The 20,242-nt window shown below is 38.3% G+C and carries 21 protein-coding genes and 1 other annotated feature (1 of these 22 running past the window's edge); of the genes, 8 read left to right on the top strand and 13 right to left on the bottom strand.

The window, feature by feature from the left end:
• Positions 1–107, bottom strand: a sequence feature (ribosomal protein L10 leader region) (it extends 28 nt beyond the left edge of the window).
• A gap of 155 nt (positions 108–262) precedes the next feature.
• The 5 genes from EL079_RS02205 to EL079_RS02185 all read right to left on the bottom strand — a co-directional run bounded on the left by EL079_RS02205 (position 263) and on the right by EL079_RS02185 (position 5,214).
• Positions 263–1,105 (bottom strand): AraC family transcriptional regulator, encoded by an 843-nt coding sequence (locus EL079_RS02205; protein WP_003032536.1) that lies wholly within the window; start codon positions 1,103–1,105, stop codon positions 263–265.
• Between the two features lie 87 nt (positions 1,106–1,192).
• Positions 1,193–2,119 (bottom strand): hypothetical protein, encoded by a 927-nt coding sequence (locus tag EL079_RS02200; RefSeq protein ID WP_003032547.1) that lies wholly within the window; start codon positions 2,117–2,119, stop codon positions 1,193–1,195.
• Between the two features lie 423 nt (positions 2,120–2,542).
• On the bottom strand, positions 2,543–2,833 hold the full coding sequence (locus tag EL079_RS02195; RefSeq protein WP_003029374.1) for a hypothetical protein: 291 nt from the start codon (positions 2,831–2,833) through the stop codon (positions 2,543–2,545).
• Between the two features lie 362 nt (positions 2,834–3,195).
• The gene (dapA, locus tag EL079_RS02190; RefSeq protein WP_026248168.1) at positions 3,196–4,077 is read right to left on the bottom strand and encodes a 4-hydroxy-tetrahydrodipicolinate synthase; all 882 of its coding nucleotides are present in this window, start codon (positions 4,075–4,077) and stop codon (positions 3,196–3,198) included.
• 60 nt (positions 4,078–4,137) lie between these two features.
• On the bottom strand, positions 4,138–5,214 hold the full coding sequence (locus tag EL079_RS02185) for an aspartate-semialdehyde dehydrogenase (protein WP_003032505.1): 1,077 nt from the start codon (positions 5,212–5,214) through the stop codon (positions 4,138–4,140).
• A gap of 346 nt (positions 5,215–5,560) precedes the next feature.
• Between EL079_RS02185 and EL079_RS02180 the strand changes: the two genes are divergently transcribed.
• Positions 5,561–6,253, top strand: a complete 693-nt coding sequence (locus tag EL079_RS02180; RefSeq protein ID WP_018543517.1) for a YoaK family protein — start codon at positions 5,561–5,563, stop codon at positions 6,251–6,253.
• A 192-nt stretch (positions 6,254–6,445) separates the two neighbouring features.
• Here the strand turns inward: EL079_RS02180 and EL079_RS02175 are convergent, their stop codons facing one another.
• The 3 genes from EL079_RS02175 to EL079_RS02165 all read right to left on the bottom strand — a co-directional run bounded on the left by EL079_RS02175 (position 6,446) and on the right by EL079_RS02165 (position 9,417).
• Positions 6,446–7,099 carry a DNA alkylation repair protein gene (locus EL079_RS02175; RefSeq protein WP_003032531.1) on the bottom strand — a complete coding sequence of 218 codons (654 nt, stop codon included), beginning with the start codon at positions 7,097–7,099 and terminating at the stop codon, positions 6,446–6,448.
• A 1-nt stretch (position 7,100) separates the two neighbouring features.
• Positions 7,101–7,643: a GNAT family N-acetyltransferase gene (locus tag EL079_RS02170; protein ID WP_003032532.1), complete on the bottom strand. Its 543-nt coding sequence runs from the start codon at positions 7,641–7,643 to the stop codon at positions 7,101–7,103.
• Between the two features lie 103 nt (positions 7,644–7,746).
• On the bottom strand, positions 7,747–9,417 hold the full coding sequence (locus EL079_RS02165) for a formate--tetrahydrofolate ligase (RefSeq protein ID WP_003032545.1): 1,671 nt from the start codon (positions 9,415–9,417) through the stop codon (positions 7,747–7,749).
• Positions 9,418–9,554: 137 nt separating this feature from the next.
• Here EL079_RS02165 and EL079_RS02160 point away from each other — a divergent pair, with 137 nt between their 5' ends.
• The 5 genes from EL079_RS02160 to EL079_RS02140 all read left to right on the top strand — a co-directional run bounded on the left by EL079_RS02160 (position 9,555) and on the right by EL079_RS02140 (position 13,843).
• Positions 9,555–10,247 carry a phosphopantothenate--cysteine ligase gene (locus EL079_RS02160; RefSeq protein ID WP_003032499.1) on the top strand — a complete coding sequence of 231 codons (693 nt, stop codon included), beginning with the start codon at positions 9,555–9,557 and terminating at the stop codon, positions 10,245–10,247.
• Complete coding sequence (gene coaC, locus EL079_RS02155; RefSeq protein WP_003032506.1) at positions 10,244–10,795, top strand: phosphopantothenoylcysteine decarboxylase; 552 nt, start codon at positions 10,244–10,246, stop codon at positions 10,793–10,795. The genes EL079_RS02160 and coaC overlap by 4 nt, the downstream gene beginning before the upstream one ends.
• Positions 10,779–11,342 carry an ECF transporter S component gene (locus EL079_RS02150; RefSeq protein WP_003032517.1) on the top strand — a complete coding sequence of 188 codons (564 nt, stop codon included), beginning with the start codon at positions 10,779–10,781 and terminating at the stop codon, positions 11,340–11,342. The genes coaC and EL079_RS02150 overlap by 17 nt, the downstream gene beginning before the upstream one ends.
• Before the next feature lie 178 nt (positions 11,343–11,520).
• Positions 11,521–13,239, top strand: a complete 1,719-nt coding sequence (locus tag EL079_RS02145; protein WP_003032501.1) for a phospho-sugar mutase — start codon at positions 11,521–11,523, stop codon at positions 13,237–13,239.
• Positions 13,240–13,495: 256 nt separating this feature from the next.
• Entirely contained in the window at positions 13,496–13,843 is a 348-nt protein-coding gene (locus EL079_RS02140; RefSeq protein WP_003032503.1) for a thiol reductase thioredoxin, read from the top strand.
• Positions 13,844–13,957: 114 nt separating this feature from the next.
• Here EL079_RS02140 and mutY read toward each other — a convergent pair whose 3' ends face one another.
• The 5 genes from mutY to EL079_RS02115 all read right to left on the bottom strand — a co-directional run bounded on the left by mutY (position 13,958) and on the right by EL079_RS02115 (position 18,542).
• On the bottom strand, positions 13,958–15,127 hold the full coding sequence (mutY, locus tag EL079_RS02135; RefSeq protein WP_003032524.1) for an A/G-specific adenine glycosylase: 1,170 nt from the start codon (positions 15,125–15,127) through the stop codon (positions 13,958–13,960).
• 66 nt (positions 15,128–15,193) lie between these two features.
• Positions 15,194–16,171 (bottom strand): phosphate acetyltransferase, encoded by a 978-nt coding sequence (pta, locus tag EL079_RS02130; protein WP_003032533.1) that lies wholly within the window; start codon positions 16,169–16,171, stop codon positions 15,194–15,196.
• A 10-nt stretch (positions 16,172–16,181) separates the two neighbouring features.
• Entirely contained in the window at positions 16,182–17,072 is an 891-nt protein-coding gene (locus tag EL079_RS02125) for an RluA family pseudouridine synthase (RefSeq protein WP_003032537.1), read from the bottom strand.
• Positions 17,069–17,887, bottom strand: coding sequence for an NAD kinase (locus EL079_RS02120; protein WP_003032530.1), 819 nt, complete (start codon positions 17,885–17,887; stop codon positions 17,069–17,071). Before EL079_RS02120 ends, EL079_RS02125 begins: the two co-directional genes overlap by 4 nt.
• Positions 17,871–18,542 (bottom strand): GTP pyrophosphokinase, encoded by a 672-nt coding sequence (locus EL079_RS02115; protein WP_003024184.1) that lies wholly within the window; start codon positions 18,540–18,542, stop codon positions 17,871–17,873. Before EL079_RS02115 ends, EL079_RS02120 begins: the two co-directional genes overlap by 17 nt.
• A gap of 95 nt (positions 18,543–18,637) precedes the next feature.
• Here EL079_RS02115 and EL079_RS02110 point away from each other — a divergent pair, with 95 nt between their 5' ends.
• On the top strand, positions 18,638–19,198 hold the full coding sequence (locus tag EL079_RS02110; protein ID WP_003032512.1) for a CYTH domain-containing protein: 561 nt from the start codon (positions 18,638–18,640) through the stop codon (positions 19,196–19,198).
• Positions 19,199–19,281: 83 nt separating this feature from the next.
• Positions 19,282–20,241, top strand: a complete 960-nt coding sequence (locus EL079_RS02105; protein WP_026248170.1) for a ribose-phosphate diphosphokinase — start codon at positions 19,282–19,284, stop codon at positions 20,239–20,241.
• Position 20,242 lies beyond the last annotated feature (1 nt).

Here is a 20,242-nt window from a genome sequence, read left to right as displayed (position 1 = left end):
TAGACACGAAAGTACAATACGTTTCTTTTACATGATCCGTTTTGTCCTCGGTAGGATCTTTATGAGTCGAGCTCCCCTACTGTCTTAGGCAGTTTTTTCAAACCAATGATTATTGTAACATAAGAAAAAAAAGATTGCAAGAGTTTTTAATAATTTTTATAATTAGAACGAAAATCTATTCTTTTTAGTTAGCAGATTTATTAAATTATTGGAAAAATAAAAAAGCAGACCATAAAGATCTGCTCTAACTATCTTATATTTATTATGCTTTTACAATTGGAATCCAAAGTTCCATTTTGTAGTCTTTGCTATCCATATCCCCTTCATAATAATATTCAAAGTCAGGTTTTCCTGAATGAACATAACCATGTTCTGGAAAAAATACTTCCATTGCATATTTCCACCCATTATGAATGCAATCCGGAACACTTCCTGTTAACTCTACAATGGCATATTCTGCTTCTTCAACTTTCAAAACATCTAAGCCCATACTTTTTGCTTTATCTACATCTGTAACGATATACCCTGCTATGTAATTAATAGTACTTGGTTGTTCTACATTGTAACAAACACCGACACTTTGACCTTCTCCCAATCTTGCTAATTCATCATGACGATATTCTCCATATAGTTTATTCCAAACACTCGGACATAATGATGAATTGATATTTTGTTCATTCCTACCTGCAACTGTAAATGAATTTTTCTTTTGAATTGTGATGTTCATACTTCTTCCTCCTCTTACACTTAGTGCTAGCTGCACTCGTGAAACTATTTTGAATGGTTTTCCATTTCTTACCTCTGAAGGTGTAAATCCATGAAATTTTTTGAATGCAGTCCCAAATGAATCAGATGATTCATATCCATACTTCATCGCTATATCAATAACTTTAATATTGGTATCTCTCAGTAAAACAGCCGCTTCTGTCAACCTTCGACTTCTAATATACTCTGACAATGTTGTATCTGTTAATATAGAAAAGAGTCTGCTAAACATAGGATAAGAATAAGTGGATAAATGGGTAATTTTATCTTCATCTATTTCGCTATCCAGCACGCTTTCAATGTAGTTAATTGTTTCATTAAAAAATTGAATTATCTGCATATTTTACCTCTATTCATTTTTCTATCCTATGTAAAGATACCAAAATCTCTAACTTCTTTACCTTTAGTACAATAATCTTTCAGAGTTTTATCCCTTGATACATTGAAGGCACAAATCCCTAAACTGTCCATCCAATTGGGCAATCTCCATCAGGGTATCTGCTAAAGAACTATAGGCTTCCTGCCTGCTGTCCAGATAGGCTTGGCTAAAAAGCATAGCAATTTTTTCCTTCAAGTCTGCTCTGACAGGATCATAACCTTTCAAAAATTGACTCAAGTAAAGACTTCTAACGGCTGCCAAACGAAATGAAAAAAATTGATGAAGTTGTTTTTGTTCCGCATTTAAGCCGTTTGCTCGAATAGTTTTAGCATAGTCCTCAATTATACCAACCTCACCATTTTCATATCGTTGTTTCATGATAATAGAGACACTGTGATAAATCTCCTGACTTGTTGGAAGCTTATTTCTTTGCAAATTTCCCCACATGGAATAAGCTCCTCTTTTATAGTCAATCGCTTCTGCTTTCCACGCTTTACAAAAATCACGAAAATCCATTTTCACACAAGGATAGCCTGCCGGATCATGGAAATAAATCCAATGCTCATCCATGTCATAAACTGAAACAAAATGATCCACACCTCGTAGATGGCTATGATTGAGATTATAAGTCAGATATCCCATATCCAAAGGACCTACAATAACAGATCCATGGTCTAGATATGTCTTGAGTTTTTCTTTTAGTTCTATCACATTGACTGGCTCTGAAGAATCACAGAAAAACTCCTCATAGTCAAATCCAAGAATTTGTAAACAATGACTAATGGACTCATCTGGCATGCCATTATCAAAGAAAACCAAAGGATGTCTGTCGTCTTTTTTCACAAGGGTAGCTCCATTACCCATGACCATGATCGCTTCTAGGTAGTCCGAGCGAAAATCATAGCCCGCAGCCTGTAAGGCCATAGCCGTCGAATGAGAATAACAAATCGGAATATCACCAAAGTATAAATTCATCTTCCTACCTCCTTGCCTATAGTATAAACGATAGGAAAATTTATCCCCCATCAAATTTGTACGGAATTTATAGGTTTGCGCAGAAGAAAGAAATTTCACATGTTTTATTGTAAATCAAAAAAGCTATTAAAAAATGAAACTATTGTCTAAAAACATCAAAGGCTAAGCTTTTACTGCACTAATTTTACAATTTTTTCTAACTATTAACAATCGTAACATAAGAAAAAAATTACAAGACTTTTTGATCATTTTTTATAATTGGAGTGAAAAGCTATCCCTTTTGATTCGTAGATTTATTAAATTGTCGGAAAAAGAGAAAATGGTAAGAACTAATACGAAAAGACGATAGAATGTTTCATTCTACCGTCTAATGTGTTTTTATTCCTTGTTCAGTTCGACACTGGTTTTTTAATCTTCCCAAAATCAACGGTAATCTATTAAAGTCTTTTCTTTTAGAATGACAGGTATGTTAAAAGCTATGATTTCCGCTAGTACAGTAGCAAGCGCATCGTATACGTCAAATACTACACTAGTATTACCCAATGGTAATAACTCATTAATAAAAGACATCAGTACAACCACTATACATATATACATAAGTGTCTTTTTAGAAAATTCAATAGTTGAGACTTTATTTACACTGAATGTTGGACTAAAAGGTTGTTTTAGCATAGCTGTTCCAATCCATGCTCCTCCAAAACTAGGGTGTGACATAAAATATAGGAACAACTGAATTAATTGAATAATATTTTCTTAAAAATATTGTGAGTAGCCAAATTAATAATCCTAAAATCGCCATAATTTCAATGGAACTGATTCTCAATTTTCTTTTCTTCATATGCTCCAACTTCTCATCAACTTTCAATTTATCCATTTCTATTATACTAAATATCCCACTCTTATCTTATCATAACAGAAAATATGACAATCTAGTAATATCAGTCTTTCCATTCAGCTTAGTTTTGTCTTTTCAAACATTTCTTCTTGCAGATTTAAATGCTAAAGTCCTACGTAATAAAAAATTCACTAGTTCATCGTAAATGTTCCCAACATTTTACAAATCTAAAATGGTTATTTCAATCTTCAAAAAATGGAAGAATAGAGGCTTTTTCTTGCTCTGTACAAGCAACCAATGGAAGGCGGAGTGGTCCGACTTCAAACCCTTGAGAATTTAGCACAGCTTTAAGTGGTGCTGGGCTTGTCACAGAAAAGAGAGCTTCTATTTTTGGTAACAGCTGACGTTGAATCTGAGCAGCTTTTTTCAGCTTACCCTCATCTAAAGCAGCAAACATTTCATAAAAGTCATCTCCATTAGTATGAGCCGCAACAGATATAACCCCCTGTGCTCCGATTGCCTTTGCATGAAAAGCTTGTCCGTCTTCCCCAGTATAAATTAGAAAGTCCTGTGGAGCGTTTTCAACCAAATGGGTAAGAGCATCTATGCCTGTACAATCTTTGATTGCAATAATATTTGGCAATTGTGCTAAGCGCAAGGAAGTTTCTACTGTCAAACCAGCAACCGTTCGGCTAGGAACATTATAAACGATAACTGGCAGATCTGAAGCTTCCGCAATCGCTTTATAATGCTGATATAGACCTTCTTGAGTCGGTTTGTTGTAATAAGGGGTCACTGCAAGTCCGGCAGCAAAACCACCAAATTTGTCAACTTCACGCGCGAATTCAACTGAATCTCGAGTATCATTCGTACCAATTCCAGCTATCAACGGAACTCGCCCTTTTACAATCTTTTGAACCGCTGCAAATAATTCCAGCTCCTCTTCATGCGTTAGAGTTGGGCTTTCGCCTGTCGTTCCTGCGATAATCAGTCCTTCTGTATGATGCGCTAGAAGGTGTTCAATCAGCTTAGGAAGAGCTTCAAAGTTAATACTACCGTCCTCTTTAAACGGTGTTACAAGTGCTGTTATGATTCTTACCTTTTTTAAATCTTCTATAGACATAAACTTCATCCTTCCTCTCCTAGCTTGCAAAGTACAATAATATGAATGCTATCTCATACTTCATTTCATCTCAAAAACAACTTCTGCTATTGGATGCACCAAGCCACGTTCATGCAAGGTCTCAGCGATTTGAACAGAATTCCAAGCAGCACCTTTAAGCAGATTGTCTGAAACCACCCACATATGGATGCCTTTTTCAGCGTCCAAATCCTTGCGAATTCGTCCCACGAATGTCTCACGTTTTCCGACAGCATTAACAGCCTGAGGGTAGATTTGATGAGCAACATCATCCTCTAATACTGCTCCTGGAAAGTTCGCAATAGCTGCTTTGACCTCTGCGATGGGTGCTACTTCTTTTGTCTCGATGTAGACAGACTCTGAGTGCGCTGAAAGAACAGGGATACGAACACAAGTAGCAGAAACCGCAATCGTGTCATCTTCCATGATCTTCTTGGTTTCATTGGTCATCTTCATCTCTTCGTAGGTGTAGTCATTGTCCGTAAAGACATCAATTTGAGGAAGAGCATTAAAAGCAATCGGATAGTGCTTCTTGTCACCGCCGGAAGGCAAAATCTCAGCCTTAACATCACGCGGATTGACACCGTCATTTAAGACCTCACGCAGTTCACGCTGAGTTTCAAGAATAGCTCCCATACCAGCTCCGGACACGGCCTGATAGGTAGATACGATGATGCGCTCTAAGCCCCATCTCTGACGAATCGGCTCCAAAGCTACCATCATCTGGATAGTGGAGCAATTTGGGCAGGCAATAATTCCGTTATGAGCATCAAGTGCATGTGCATTGACCTCTGGTACAACCAAAGGAACATCAGGATTCTGACGGAAATGAGAGGTATTGTCAACGACAACCGCTCCTGCCTTGACAGCGTATGGAGCATACTTGGCAGACGTTGAGCCGCCTGCTGAAAAGAGAGCGATATCTACACCTTCAAAGGCAGTCTCCGTTGTTTCTTCAATTGTGATGTCTTGGTCTTTGAACTTCAAGACTTTCCCAGCAGAACGAGCTGAAGCCAAGTAGCGTACTTTCTCAATCGGAAGAGTTGATTCTTCCAGCATTTTAATCATTTGAGCTCCAACGGCACCTGTAGCACCTACCACAGCAACTGTGTATCCCATAACATACCTCTCTGAATTTTCAAAAAATTTGTGTATTGCTGGTATTATACTACTTTTATAAAGAATTGAAAAGACTTATAAGAAAAAAATCCCCACTAAAAAGTAGGGATTGAGGGCACTTACGTGTGATGAGCAGGTTCACACAACTCATCAAGGTCCGCTCCTGCGTATATGACCTCCCATGCTCAATATGTGGCTTGCGCCACCTATCGACTCATCGCATATCTAGCATTCTACTATAGAGAATCCTAAAAGTCAAACTATTTTTTATGAGAGATTTTCTAGCTTATCCATATTTGAAATTGGTGCCTTAAAAGAGTAAAATAGTTTTTAGGAGGATAAAGTTATGGATACTACGAAACAGCCTGTCCCCATGCCTCAAGATAGGCGAACAATGGCTATCTTGCTAGGAGCTGTGGGTGGTTGCCTAGACGTTTTTTCGCATATACAATTTAGTACACTAATCGCCACTCAGACAGGGAATATTATTTTAATCGTAGCCGACTGGGATGGTCCAACCGTAAAGACGGCTTACCGTATCCTTTCGCTTGTCTTCTTTACCTGTGGCTTTATCCTTGGTATTCTACTTAAGGAACGGGCGCAAAGCTCACATTGGCGTACTTGGGGAGTCTTACCATTGACTCTCACGACTTTCCTCTTTCCTTTTTTTCATTCTCATTATTTTATCTGGGTGATATTGCTTGCAACCTCTACAGGCATGGTCATGCTAACTTATACAGGCTCAAAAATCGAGTCTTATCCCTACATGATTATGATGACTTCAGGAAACTATCGGAGAATGGTCACTGCTTGGTATGAATATATTCGTTTTAAAGACCGCAGACATATTATTAGAAGGCAAGCGGCTAATTACTCTATGATTGTCGCTAGTTTCATCGGCGGTGCTATTTTTACTGGATTTCTCACACGTTTCATTCATCAATATGCTATCTGGACAGTCACTACTATTTTGACGATTATTATCATTCATTATACTAGATACAATCATATACATCACTTAGAGCAAAAAAATATCTAACACTTAATGAAAATCGAAAGCAAACTAGGAGCTAAGTAAGAAAAAAACCGAACCAATCCTCTTGGGTAATGCTCACAAAGAGAATTGGTTCGGTTTTTGCTAGTTCATCAATACTTGCCTGCGATATTTCATTTATCGATCCTCTTCATCAGTTTTTAACTACTGATAGAAAAACTTCCTCATCTATCAATCTCACAAATACTTGCTTCCTTCTTTAATGCTGAATTTGCTCAGCCTGTCTTTGTATTTTTCAATAAACTCCAGCACCCAGTCGGGATTGGTCTTGGAGTAATCTCGCAGAGCCCAGCCAATAGCCTTATTGATGAAAAACTCGGTCTGGTCAAGATTATTAACCAAGATTTGTTCCAGCAACTGGACATCTGTTTCTTCTTTTTGAAGCAATTGTTGTTCAATGGCAAGGCGCCGCAGCCAAAAATCTTCATCCCTGCTCCACTCCAACACAAATTTCTTTGTCTCAGGATAATGCAAACTAATATAGCCTACCGAGCGACACAAAAAGTCAATCGTGTCCCACCAAGGCTTTGTTTGCGCCAATTTCTTTACCTTTGTTAAATCGTTTGAGGCTAAAGATGTTTGTTTTAGTTGTAAATAATCCAGCACCACATATTGCATTTCACGATAGGGATTTTCCCAAGCCTGATTGATAAATTTCCAATCTATCGTAGACTTGTGACTTTTCTTAAAAAATATTTTAGAAATTTGCCGCCTAATAGGTGTTTTGACCCCTAAAAACTCGAACTGGTCTTTCATGTATGCTTTCATGTGAATAGCATCTTCAGGGTTTGCTACTTCTTTTAATCCTTGGAAAATATCTTCTACTTTCATATTACCATTCACTTTCAACATTCATATCTTTGAATAATTTAATTGGTCTTGCTGGTTTATCTAAACTCTTCTGCAACCAAACTGTATCATACCAGCAGCCAAATTTATAGCCGATTTTTGGGAAATGCGCTACTTGCTGATAACCACGTTTTTTATGGAAAGAAATACTGGCGTCATTCGGCAGAGCAATACAAGCTAGAAAATGAACAAAACCTTGCTGTTCAAGAATTTCTTCCAATTTGTCATAAAGCTGCTTCCCAATCCCTCTGCCACGATTCTCATCAGCTACATAGACCGATAGTTCAACAGCCCAGTTGTATGCCTCTCGACCATAATAAGTCGAAGCATAAGCATAACCCAGAATGACTCCCTCTTCTTCAGCCACCAGATAAGGATACCTTTCCAAGGTCTTCTCAATCCGACCAGAAAATTCCTCCATCGACGGAACATCATACTCAAAAGTAATGGCTGTTTTCTCCACATAAGGTGCGTAAATAGCTACAAGAACAGCGGCGTCGTTTTTATTTGCTAATCTGATGTTCATCCGAACGTTCCTTTCTTCTTATTACTTTCATAAAAATGAAGTATATCACCATGTATATTTTACCAAATTCAAAAAGAAAAGGCTCTCTCGAACCTTTTTCGTTTTAAAATAGTCCAATAGCTGTACCATCTGGTGCAACATCCATATTGAGGGCTGCCGGGCGTTTTGGCAGACCGGGCATCGTCATAACATCACCAGTTAGGGCGACAATAAAACCTGCACCCAATTTTGGAACTACTTCGCGAATAGTGATTTCAAAGTTTTCTGGCGCTCCCAGAAGATTTGGATTATCTGAAAAACTGTACTGGGTCTTGGCCATACAAATTGGCAGCTTATTCCAGCCGTTCTTGACAATTTGAGAAATTTGAGTTTTTGCTTTCTTTTCAAAATTAATTTTTGTTCCACGATAGATTTCCTTGACAATTTTCTCGATTTTTTCTTCAACTGTCAGATTATTATCATAGAGTCGAGTGTATTTGGCAGGTCTCGTTTCAATCGTTTTGACCACAACTTCCGCAAGAGTCAATCCACCGTCAGCACCATCTGCCCAGACACTAGCCAATTCCACAGGTACATCAATTTGAGCACAAAGTGCTTTCAACTCAGCAATTTCAGCTTCTGTATCAGAAACAAACTCATTGATTGCTACAACAGCTGGAATGCCAAATTTACGGATATTTTCCACATGGCGTTTGAGGTTGGCAAAACCTGCTTTAACCGCTTCAACATTCTCAGTTGTCAGATCTTCTTTGGCGACACCACCGTTCATTTTCAATGCTCTAAGAGTTGCAACAATAACCACTACATCTGGAGCAGTCGGCAGATTGGGCGTTTTGATGTCTAGGAATTTTTCAGCCCCTAGATCCGCACCGAAGCCAGCTTCAGTCACCGTGTAGTCCGCCAGATGCAGAGCTGTTGTCGTCGCCAGAACAGAATTACAGCCATGGGCGATATTTGCAAACGGTCCACCGTGAACGAAGGCAGGGGTTCCATAAATAGTCTGTACTAGATTGGGCTTTATAGCGTCTTTCAAGATGAGAGCAAGAGCCCCTTCTACTTCCAAATCTCGAACATAAACAGGCGTCCGATCATAACGGTAACCAATAACAATATTAGCTAGACGTTTTTTCAAGTCCTCAATGCTTGTCGCTAAGCACAGAATAGCCATGATTTCAGATGCAACCGTAATATCAAAACCATCTTCCCGCGGAATTCCATTAACCGGACTGCCCAGACCGACGGTCACATGCCGCAAAGCACGGTCATTCAGATCTACCACGCGCTTCCAGATAATGCGACGTTGGTCAATTCCTAGAGCATTTCCTTGATGTAAATGATTATCAATCAAAGCAGAAAGGGCATTGTTAGCAGTGGTAATCGCATGCATATCTCCTGTGAAATGCAAATTGATGTCTTCCATTGGTAGAACCTGTGCATAACCACCTCCAGCGGCTCCGCCTTTGATTCCCATGACAGGACCTAGAGACGGTTCACGAATCGCAATCATAGTTTTCTTGCCAATTTTGCTAAGAGCATCTGCTAAACCAATGGTAATAGTTGATTTTCCTTCGCCGGCCGGTGTTGGGTTGATGGCTGTTACCAAAATCAGCTTACCAACTGGCTTCTTTTGCAATTCCTGAATCTTGTCAAAAGATAATTTCGCCTTGTATTTACCGTAAAGCTCCAAATTATCGTAATCAATTCCAACTTTCTTCACTACATCAGCAATCGGCTGCAAGTCAACACTCTGAGCAATTTCTATATCCGTTTTCATTTGGAATCCTCCAGTTTTGATAGGATTATTATACCAAAAAATAAAGAAAACAAACACTTTCAAAGCTAAAATTCTCAAAAACGTTCGGAAAAGTCTTTTCTATTTACGAATTAACTTTTTTTGTGTAAAATTTAGTTATGAAACTATTGATTACTTCTGGCGGAACGAGCGAAAAAATCGATCAAGTTCGTTCTATTACGAATCACTCAACAGGAAAGCTTGGTGCTCTTATTGCGGAGAGTTTTTTAGCACAAGGTGATCAGGTCACCTTAGTCACTACACAGAATGCTGTCAAGCCTGCTGCTCATCCAAATTTAACCATTCAAATCATTGAAAATGTTCAAGATTTGCTAGAAACAATGCAGTCTTTGGTCAAAACTCATGATGTTTTGATTCATTCAATGGCTGTCTCTGACTATACTCCTATTTATATGGCAGGATTTGACCAAATCACTGCTTCGCAGGATTTAACAGAGTTTTTGAACAAAACAAACGTCCAAGGGAAGATTTCATCACAAGATGATTATCAGGTGCTCTTCCTCAAACAAACACCGAAAATTATCAATCAAGTCAAAAAATGGAATCCCAATATCCGTCTAATTGGTTTTAAACTCTTAGTTGATGTTTCTAAAGAAGAATTACTGACAGTTGCTCGTGCCAGTCTTGCTAAAAATCAAGCTGAAATAATTGTAGCAAATGACTTGTATGATATTTCCAATAATCAACATCATGCTTACTTAGTCAAAGAAAATTCTGTCATAGAAGCCAACACAAAAGAGGAAATCGCTCAACAACTCGTAACACACATTCACACAAAGGACAATTTATGAAACATATTACTTTAGCCGTCACAGGAAGCATTGCCGCATATAAAGCTGCTGACTTGACCAGTCAATTGACAAAAGACAATCAAAAGGTGACTGTTCTGATGTCTCAAGCAGCTACAAATTTCATTACACCGCTGACTTTGCAGGTATTGTCGAAAAATTTAGTGCATACAGATGTCATGGAGGAGCCTGCGCCAAACAAGGTCAATCATATTGAAATTGCCAAGCAAACGGATCTTTTCTTAGTTGCACCTGCTTCCGCCAATACGATCGCTAAATTAGCTAATGGCTTTGCAGACAATATGATAACCAGTACCGCACTTGCTCTGCCATCAACAGCCAAAAAGGTATTAGCCCCAGCTATGAATACTAAAATGTATGAAAATCCAATCACTCAAGAAAATCTATCTAAACTAGAAAAATACGGCTGGCAAATGATTCAGCCTAGAGAAACCGTCCTAGCCTGTGGTGACCACGGAATTGGCGCCCTTGCTTCTGTAGAAACAATTATAAAAAAAGTAAAGGAAATGATTTATGAAGAAACAATCTAATATTGCTCAAATTGCTATCTTTTTTGCGATTATGCTCGTCATTCATCTATTGAGTTCAGTAATATTTAACCTTTTTCCCGTCCCAATCAAACCAACGATTGTCCACATTCCCGTTATTATTGCAAGTATTTTATATGGACCAAAGGTAGGCGCTATTTTAGGGGCGCTAATGGGTATCATTAGTCTGGTTACGAACACACTTGTTCTCTTGCCAACCAGTTACTTGTTTAGCCCGTTTGTCCCTAATGGGAATATTTATTCGCTCATCATTGCCCTCGTTCCGCGAATCTTAATCGGAATTACTCCTTATTTTGTTTATAAATATCTTAAAAATAAGACCGGACTTATCTTAGCTGGAACAGTCGGTTCATTGACAAATACTATTTTTGTTTTAGGAGGGATTTTCCTACTATTCTCCAAAGTATATAACGGAAACATTCAACTACTGCTTGCTTCTGTCATTTCAACCAATTCCATTGCTGAAATGATTATTTCTGCGCTTCTGACAGTTACCATTATTCCAGCTCTTGAAAAAGTTAGAAAATAATCACGTGAAATCGTGATTTTTTTATGAAAAAATGCTATAATGAAAACGGTTAAACAATGCAGAAAGCTGAAAAATTGAGAAAACTGGATATGCTCACTCCTTTATTAAATAGGTAATGACATTTCCTGTTTTCACTGATTTTTCATAAGCTTCCCTATTTTAAAAAGGAGATTTCGTAATGACTTACCAAGAAAATTTCAAAAAATGGCTTGATTTTGCAGAACTTCCAGACTACCTTCGTAAAGAATTGGATTCGATGGACGAAAAGACAAAAGAAGATGCTTTTTATACAAATCTTGAATTTGGTACTGCTGGTATGCGTGCCTTGATTGGTGCAGGTACGAATCGTATCAATATTTATGTCGTTCGTCAGGCAACTGAAGGTTTAGCACATTTGATTGATGAAAAAGGTGAAGATTTCAAAAAACGCGGTGTCGCTATCGCTTATGACTCTCGTCACTTCTCTCCAGAATTTGCCTTTGAATCTGCTGCTGTTTTAGCAAAACATGGCATTAAATCTTATGTATTTGAAAGTCTCCGTCCAACACCAGAACTGTCATTTGCGGTTCGCCATTTAGGAACTTTTGCTGGAATTATGATTACTGCTAGCCACAATCCTGCTCCATTTAATGGTTATAAAGTTTATGGTGAAGATGGGGGGCAAATGCCACCTCATGACGCTGATGCTCTAACAGCTTATATTCGTGCCATTGAAAATCCATTTACTATTGAAGTAGCTGATGTTGAAGCCGAAAAAGCATCTGGATTGATTGAAATCATCGGTGAAAACGTTGATACTGAATACCTTAAAGAAGTAAAAGACGTGAATATCAATCAACAATTGATTGACGAATATGGCAAAGACATGAAAATCGTCTACACTCCGCTTCACGGTACAGGTGAAATGTTAGCACGCCGAGCATTTGCCCAAGCTGGTTTTGACTCTGTTCAGGTTGTTGAAGCTCAATGCGTGCCAGATCCAGACTTCTCCACTGTCAAATCACCAAATCCAGAAAACCAAGCTGCTTTCTCTCTCGCTGAAGAATTGGGACGCAAAGTTGGTGCGGACGTCCTTGTCGCAACAGACCCAGATGCTGACCGTGTAGGTGTTGAAGTTCTCCAAAAAGATGGTAGCTATCGCAATCTTTCAGGAAATCAAATTGGTGCAATTATGGCCAAGTATATCCTTGAAGCGCATAAGACTGCTGGAACACTTCCTGCAAATGCAGCACTTTGCAAATCCATTGTCTCTACCGATCTTGTAACCAAGATTGCTGAAAGCTACGGCGCTACCATGTTTAACGTCTTAACTGGTTTCAAATTTATCGCTGAAAAGATTCAAGAATTTGAAGAAAAACACAATCACACTTACATGATGGGCTTTGAAGAAAGCTTTGGTTACTTGATTAAACCATTTGTGCGCGACAAAGATGCTATCCAAGCTGTATTAGTTGTTGCAGAATTAGCTGCCTACTACCGCTCTCGTGGCTTGACTCTTGCAGACGGAATCGAAGAAATCTACAAAGAATATGGTTATTATGCTGAAAAGACTATTTCAGTTACTCTATCTGGTGTTGATGGCGCGGAACAAATCAAAGCTATTATGAGCAAGTTCCGTGACAATGCACCGAAAGAATTCAACGCTACTGCTGTTGCAGTCACAGAAGATTTCAAAGTACAAACTGCTACTGATTCTGACGGTAATGTAAGGAAATTAACAACTCCACCAAGCGATGTATTAAAATACACACTTACTGATGGTTCATGGATTGCTGTACGTCCTTCAGGAACTGAACCAAAAATCAAATTCTACATTGCTGTTGTCGGAAATTCTAGCCAAGACGCTCAAGCAAAAATTGCAAAAATTGAAGCAGAAATCAATGATTTTGTAAAATAAGCAAAAAGTAAGAAGGCTTTGAGTTCTCATTCTAACTTCCACAATATTCAAACTTCGAGTCTGGGACAATAATATCTCAGGCTCGAACTGCTTTTATAATAGAAAATAATATTTTCTCTGCTTACAACTTCAAACAGTCTAGCAGACTGTTGTCCTGTTTCACTTCTCTTTCAATATTTTACATTTCATTTCAAATCTCTGCATTATTTTCCTATTTGTGGCATACTAGAATGAACAAAAGAAATGAGGTTATTTTATGGATAAATTTACACAAGATATCAAAGATTTAGAAGTCACGACTGTTGAACGTGCCCGACAAGCCATTGCAAATAAAGAAAACGCAACTTTTTTCATTGGGCGTAAAACGTGCCCTTACTGTCGTAAATTCGCCACTACGCTAGCTAGTGTTGTCGCTGAAACCCAAGCACATATTTTCTTTATCAATAGTGAGGAACCTAGTGAACTGGAAGAGCTCCAAGCTTTCCGTTCCGAATACGGAATCCCAACTGTACCAGGTTTCCTACACATAGAGAATGGCCAAGTAGCTGTCCGTTGTGACTCTTCTATGACGGCTGAGGAAATCAAGTCATTCGCTAACTTATAAAAAAATGAAGCTGAGATAAATCACCAACTTCACAGCATATTATAAACCAACTAGACAGTGGCTTTTACAATCACAAAGCGAGGCAGGGAGCATGTTATCCTTGCCTCTTAACATTTAATTTCCTTTTAATTTGCCTTCCTGAAAGGCTTGCCACATCTTCTGCTGAGGTTTCGCAAACGGATAGTCGGTAAAGTCATCAGGATGCAGCCACAGAACTTGTTCCTCTTTTTGATTTTTTGTCATATTTGCTACTCGACCGTAAAGCAAACGAATCTGCCACTTGCGATGACTGAACACATGTTGAATTGTCGGAAAAGCTTGCTCCTGCCAATTCACTACCACATCATAGTCCTGCTCAAAGCTTTCTTGCGGAGATAATTCAAATGCAACTTGATTTTCTGCCACTTCAAAAAAGGATAACTGTTCACCGTCCGGAAATTCTTCCACTTCAATCAAAGGAAAGTGCCAAAATCCTGATAAAAGACTGCTTGTTTCATTTTTCTCTAAAAGAAATTCTCCTTGATTATTCTGGATAATCAAACCATACAAATAAACTGGAACTGGTTTTTTCTTAGGAGCTTTGATAGGGTATCTATCCATTGTTCCATGTAAGTAAGCAGCGCTAAATTCCCTTACTGGACTGTCATCAGGTCTAGGGTTGATAGGTGCTTCAATATCTGAGCCTAAATCCATCAAAGCTTGGTTGAAATCTCCCGGTCTTTGGGGGTCAATCAGAATTTCCATCATCGCTTGAAAAACCTTTCGGTTAGCAGGGACACCAATATCCAAATTCACTTCAAATAAACGGCTCAGGACCCGCATAACATTCCCATCAACCGCTGGCTCAGGCAAACCAAAAGCAATACTTGCAATAGCTCCTGCTGTATAAGGACCAATTCCTTTCAGACTAGAAATCTCCTCGTAAGTGTGAGGAAACTCGCCACTAAAATCTGTCATAATCTGCTGAGCAGCCTGTTGCATATTGCGTACTCGCGAGTAGTAACCTAGCCCCTCCCAAGCTTTAAGCAAACGTTCTTCTGAAGCCATTGCTAAATCTTTGATTGTCGGAAACCAGGCTAAAAAGCGCTCATAGTAAGGAATAACCGTATCTACCCGTGTTTGCTGAAGCATAATTTCTGAAATCCAGATATGATAAGGATTACTGCTTCTCCGCCAAGGCAAATCACGTTTATTCTCATCATACCAAGCTAATAATTTTTGGCGAAAGGAGGCAATTTTTTCATCCTCCCACATCTCAATTCCATATTTTTTCAAATCTAACATAACTTTAGTATAACACAAAATAAAAAGAGAACCCAGAACTTGAATTCTGGATTCTGTCTTGGCTTTCTAATAATGACCAACTGCTTGGCTGGCAGTAATCAATGTTAATTTATAAACATCATCAGCGTTGCATCCACGTGAAAGGTCGTTTACTGGATGATTCAATCCTTGCAAAATAGGACCGACTGCTGAGAAGCCACCGAGACGCTCTGCCATTTTATAGCTGATATTTCCAGCTTCAATACTAGGAAATACAAAGACAGTCGCTTGACCAGCTACATTGCTGCCTGGAGCTTTTAATTCTGCTGTTTTAGGTACAAATGCCGCATCAAACTGTAATTCTCCATCAATAGCAAGATCTGGTCGCATTTCTTGCGCAAGTTTTGTTGCTTCGACGACTTTATCAACCTTTTCACCAAATCCAGAACCTTTAGTTGAATAACTCAGCATAGCCACTTTAGGGTCAATGTCAAAGATTTGCGCGGTCAAGGCAGAGTTAATAGCAATTTCTGCTAATGTTTTAGCATCTGGATCAATATTGATTGCACAATCACTGAAAACATAGCGTTCATCACCGCGAACCATGAGAAAGGCACCAGATGTGCGAGAAACCCAAGGAAGTGTTTTGATAATTTGAAGAGCTGGGCGAACCGTGCTTGCTGTAGAATGAATCGCACCAGAAACCATACCTTGTACTTTACCAAGATAAACAAGCATGACACCAAAATAATTGACATCCTCTTTCAATAATTTACGCGCTTCGTCTTCTGTGATTTTTCCTTTACGACGTTCTACAAAAGCTTCAACCATTTCTTCAAAGCATGAACAATTTTGAGGGTCAATGACTTCATAACCTTCTGTCACACCTTCAATTTCAAGGTAAATACGAATTTTTTCAGGATTCCCCAATAAAACAGGTGTGATACTTGTTTCCTTTACCAAACGTTTAGTAGCTTGAAGAATACGTGGTTCTTCACCTTCTGGTAAGACAATCTTCACTTCTTTGTCTTGCAATGTTTCACGAATTGTTTCAAAAATTTTCATGTTTTACTCCTTAATTATTGCTTAATTTTTGAATAACTGTTTTAAAATCTTCCGGAAGAGGACTTGATTTATTCACAACTTCCTCATGGAATGGATTGTAAAAACGCAATGAATGACAATGAAGCGCTTGCCGCGTTATTCCGTCAGTCATGCTTCCACCATATAAGTCATCTCCCAAGAGCGGAAAACCAATATAAGAAAAATGAACCCTAATCTGGTGTGTTCGTCCTGTATGAAGATGAATATCCACGAGATAAATATCATCATACTGCGCTAAAACTTTATAACTCGTATGAGCATATTTTCCATTTTTTGCCACACAGCGAGTAATGATACTACTATCTTCACGCGCTATGGGAGCAATAATATCTCCTTCTGGCTTTAACGGTGCCGAACCCTTGACCAAAGCATAATAATGCTTCTCAATGACTTTCTTTTGCAATTGTTTATCTAATCTTGCATGAGCATAACCGTGCTTTGCAAACAACATCAGACCACTCGTATCACGGTCTAAACGAGTCACAATATGAATTTGCTGATTTTCATAATGATTTGCAATGTAGTAAGCTTTTACAAAATTGGCCATTGTATTGGAATGATTCACACTAGGAATGCTAGCTACGCCTGCTGGCTTGTTCAAAATCAGAAAATGTTCATCTTCGTAGACAATTTCTAAATCTTTCTCTACAGCTTGCAAACTGCCAAAACCTTCTTCTGCAGGAATATCGACGGCAACTTTGTCGCCAATATCTAACAAATAAATGGCATTTTGCTTTTTGCCATTCACCTGAATATCCCCACCAGAAAACTTTATTTTCGCAAGCAAAGTTTTAGAAATTTCATGTTTTTTTAGAAAGGTTTTGACTTTCACATGCTCATCTGCGATAAATTCAAACCTCATTCCTCCACCTCGCCGATAAAGGCATCTTTGACACGATTCCAGAAGCTCGTATGACTCGGTGTAGCAAGAAAGTTAATCTTATGTTGATCGATTTGAAATTCAATTTTAGAAATATTGTTTATCATAAAATTTTGATTATCAATCGAAATCGCATGTCGATCATTCCAAGTCGGCACAATTTCAATTTTATCTTTCTTAGGGACGATAATTGAGGAGCCCAAGGTCCGAAACACACGATTGTTCAAACTTGCAACTTCTGCAATCTGAAGAGCTTCGATGGTTGGATGGAGAACAGCACCACCCAACGATTTATTGTAAGCTGTGCTTCCTGTCGGAGTTGATACTGAAATGCCATCACCACGAAAGCGCTCAAAATGCACTTGATTGATAATGATATCAGCGACCATTGTTCGTCCAGAACGCTTGACTGTCGCTTCGTTTAATGCACGCTTTGTACAAATTTCATTATTTCCATGGAAAATTTTCACATTCAAAATCGGATAAGACACCTTTGCGCCCGTATCTAATTTTAAATTATCAATTAGTTTGTCCAACTCAAAATCTCGATAATCTGTATAAAAGCCCAAATGTCCTGTGTGAACACCAACAAAGCGAACTTTGTCTAGCTGATCTTCATATTTGTGAAATGCTGACAAAAGCATCCCGTCGCCACCAATTGAAATGACAATATCAGGATTATTATCATTCAAAATAAAATGATTTTGCTTTAATTTTTGTTTTAATTGGCGACAAAGTTCTTGACTTTGCCGTCTGCGATTACTGATAATCCCTATTCTTTTACCTGTATTCTTCATCTGTATCGTCACTATTTCCTACGCCATCATTTAATTTACGACTAATTGGGTCAAATAAAGCTTGTGCCTCTTGAATATCATCGCGAATTTTTCCCATTTCTTCGTCTAATTGATAGGCGATTTTTGCTGTAATTTCCAAACGTTTCTTAATCTCATCTGGAAATTCTCCTTTATACTTATAATTCAGAGAATGTTCAATCGTTGCCCAAAAATTCATGGACAGAGTACGAATTTGAATTTCTGCTAAAATGATTTTATTACCATTAATTGTATCAACAGGATATTCAATAATGACATGGTAGCTTCGATAACCACTAGCCTTACGGTTTTTAATATAGTCTCGCTCCTGGATAATCCGCATGTCGTGGCGCTTTCGCAAAACATCCAAAACTTCTTCTACGTCATCCACAAATTGAACCATTACGCGCAAACCAGCTATATCTTGCATATCTTGCGCTAGATTTTCCTCTTTAATCCCACGCAAAGCCATTTTTTCTTTGATACTTTCTATCGGTTTTACACGACCTGTTACAAATTCAATCGGAGAATGTTTTTTTTGTTTTCGATACTGTTTACGAATCCCACGCAGTTTGATCTTTAATTCACCAACCGCTTGAATATAAGGATCCAGAAACTCTTCCCACTCTAATTGCATACACTCACCTTGTCATTTTACTTATTTTTTTATAAAATAAACACAATACTTATTATAACATAAATCGCTTTCAAACAAAAGAAAAGGATTGGAAAATGAACCACCTAGAAATTGAATACAAAACACTTTTAACAAAAAATGAGTACCAACAGCTGTTACCACTGTTTTCAAAGATAAAAGCTACCAAGCAGATAAACTACTATATTGACACAGCCGACTTTTCAATTCGAGATGCAAAAATGGCACTTCGGATTCGTACTTTTGAAACTCGTGCCGAATTAACTTTAAAAATTCCGCAGCAGGTCGGTAATATGGAATACAATCAATTTCTCACTTTAGAAGAGTCTCACACTCTCATCAATACATGTGTGCTACCTGAAGGAGAAATACACACTCTGCTGACTCAGGCTGCTATCAACCTCGAGAAATTAAAGATTCTAGGGAGCTTGACAACTATTCGCTATGAAAAAGAGACTGCTATTGGCTTGATGGCACTTGATGAAAATCATTATTTTGACAAAACAGACTACGAATTAGAGCTAGAAGTAACAGATGCTAAAATTGGAAAAGAACAATTCAATCACTTTTTACAGGCTCATCATATCCATTATAAATATGCAAAACCTAAAGTTGCAAGATTTGCTCAAAACTTATGAATAAAAAGCTGAAATTTTGCTTATTTTTTGATAAAATGGAGTGTAGAAATCAAAAGGAGTCTTAATAAGTTATGATGGATATACTGACGGATAAAGCACAGATGAAGTTGTTTGCACTAAATTCCAATCACGATATTGCCGAAAAAATCGCTAAAGCTGCTGGTGTGCCTCTTGGAAAACTTTCATCACGTCAATTTTCAGACGGAGAAATCCAAGTAAACATCGAGGAAAGTGTGCGTGGCTTTGATGTATTTATCATTCAATCAACAAGTTTTCCTGTCAATAATCATTTGATGGAACTTCTCATCATGGTGGATGCTTGCAATCGCGCCAGCGCTAATTCTGTCAATGTTGTGATGCCATATTTTGGCTATGCTCGTCAAGACCGAACGGCCGCTCCTCGCGAACCAATTACAGCCAAGCTCGTAGCAAATATGTTGGTAAAAGCAGGAGTTGATCGTGTTCTAACCCTAGATTTGCATGCTGTCCAAGTTCAAGGCTTCTTTGATATCCCTGTTGATAACCTTTACACCGTTCCTCTTTTTGCCAAACATTACTGCGAAAAAGGCTTGTCTGGCGAGGACGTAGTTGTGGTCAGTCCCAAAAACTCTGGTGTTAAACGTGCTAGAAGCTTAGCAGAGCATTTAGATGCTCCGATTGCGATTATTGACTATGCACAAGACGATTCTCATCGTAACGAAGGATACATTATCGGAGATGTCGCTGGCAAAAAAGCTATTCTCATTGATGATATTTTAAATACCGGACGTACCTTTGCGGAAGCTTCAAAAATCGTTGAACGCGAAGGTGCAACAGAGATTTATGCAGTTTCTAGTCATGGTTTATTTGTTGAGGGAGCCGCTGAAAAGTTAGATAACTCTCCTATCAAAGAAATCCTGGTTACTGACTCAGTTGTAACGAAAGAAAAAACTCCGAAAAATGTTCAATACATTACTGCAAGTGGGCTAATCGGAGATGCAATCGTTCGTATCCATAAAAGAAAACCAGTCAGTCCACTGTTTGCTTACAATAAAAAGAAATAAG

The sequence above is a fragment of the Streptococcus anginosus genome, from assembly GCF_900636475.1.
Classification (GTDB): domain Bacteria; phylum Bacillota; class Bacilli; order Lactobacillales; family Streptococcaceae; genus Streptococcus; species Streptococcus anginosus.
Note: the sequence above shows the minus strand (reverse complement) of the source record. Positions and strands in the feature narration are given on the sequence as shown.

Coding starts and splice junctions, on each gene's coding strand:
- pta (WP_003032533.1), bottom strand. CDS start 16,171: ATGAAAATTTTTGAAACAATTCGTGAAACATTGCAAGACAAAGAAGTG.
- EL079_RS02115 (WP_003024184.1), bottom strand. CDS start 18,542: ATGCAATTAGAGTGGGAAGAGTTTCTGGATCCTTATATTCAAGCGGTT.
- EL079_RS02170 (WP_003032532.1), bottom strand. CDS start 7,643: ATGAACATCAGATTAGCAAATAAAAACGACGCCGCTGTTCTTGTAGCT.
- EL079_RS02110 (WP_003032512.1), top strand. CDS start 18,638: ATGAACCACCTAGAAATTGAATACAAAACACTTTTAACAAAAAATGAG.
- EL079_RS02120 (WP_003032530.1), bottom strand. CDS start 17,887: ATGAAGAATACAGGTAAAAGAATAGGGATTATCAGTAATCGCAGACGG.
- EL079_RS02185 (WP_003032505.1), bottom strand. CDS start 5,214: ATGGGATACACAGTTGCTGTGGTAGGTGCTACAGGTGCCGTTGGAGCT.
- EL079_RS02145 (WP_003032501.1), top strand. CDS start 11,521: ATGACTTACCAAGAAAATTTCAAAAAATGGCTTGATTTTGCAGAACTT.
- EL079_RS02205 (WP_003032536.1), bottom strand. CDS start 1,105: ATGCAGATAATTCAATTTTTTAATGAAACAATTAACTACATTGAAAGC.
- EL079_RS02140 (WP_003032503.1), top strand. CDS start 13,496: ATGGATAAATTTACACAAGATATCAAAGATTTAGAAGTCACGACTGTT.
- coaC (WP_003032506.1), top strand. CDS start 10,244: ATGAAACATATTACTTTAGCCGTCACAGGAAGCATTGCCGCATATAAA.
- EL079_RS02125 (WP_003032537.1), bottom strand. CDS start 17,072: ATGAGGTTTGAATTTATCGCAGATGAGCATGTGAAAGTCAAAACCTTT.
- EL079_RS02165 (WP_003032545.1), bottom strand. CDS start 9,417: ATGAAAACGGATATAGAAATTGCTCAGAGTGTTGACTTGCAGCCGATT.
- EL079_RS02150 (WP_003032517.1), top strand. CDS start 10,779: ATGAAGAAACAATCTAATATTGCTCAAATTGCTATCTTTTTTGCGATT.
- EL079_RS02180 (WP_018543517.1), top strand. CDS start 5,561: ATGGATACTACGAAACAGCCTGTCCCCATGCCTCAAGATAGGCGAACA.
- EL079_RS02175 (WP_003032531.1), bottom strand. CDS start 7,099: ATGAAAGTAGAAGATATTTTCCAAGGATTAAAAGAAGTAGCAAACCCT.
- mutY (WP_003032524.1), bottom strand. CDS start 15,127: ATGTTAGATTTGAAAAAATATGGAATTGAGATGTGGGAGGATGAAAAA.
- dapA (WP_026248168.1), bottom strand. CDS start 4,077: ATGTCTATAGAAGATTTAAAAAAGGTAAGAATCATAACAGCACTTGTA.
- EL079_RS02195 (WP_003029374.1), bottom strand. CDS start 2,833: ATGTCACACCCTAGTTTTGGAGGAGCATGGATTGGAACAGCTATGCTA.
- EL079_RS02200 (WP_003032547.1), bottom strand. CDS start 2,119: ATGAATTTATACTTTGGTGATATTCCGATTTGTTATTCTCATTCGACG.
- EL079_RS02160 (WP_003032499.1), top strand. CDS start 9,555: ATGAAACTATTGATTACTTCTGGCGGAACGAGCGAAAAAATCGATCAA.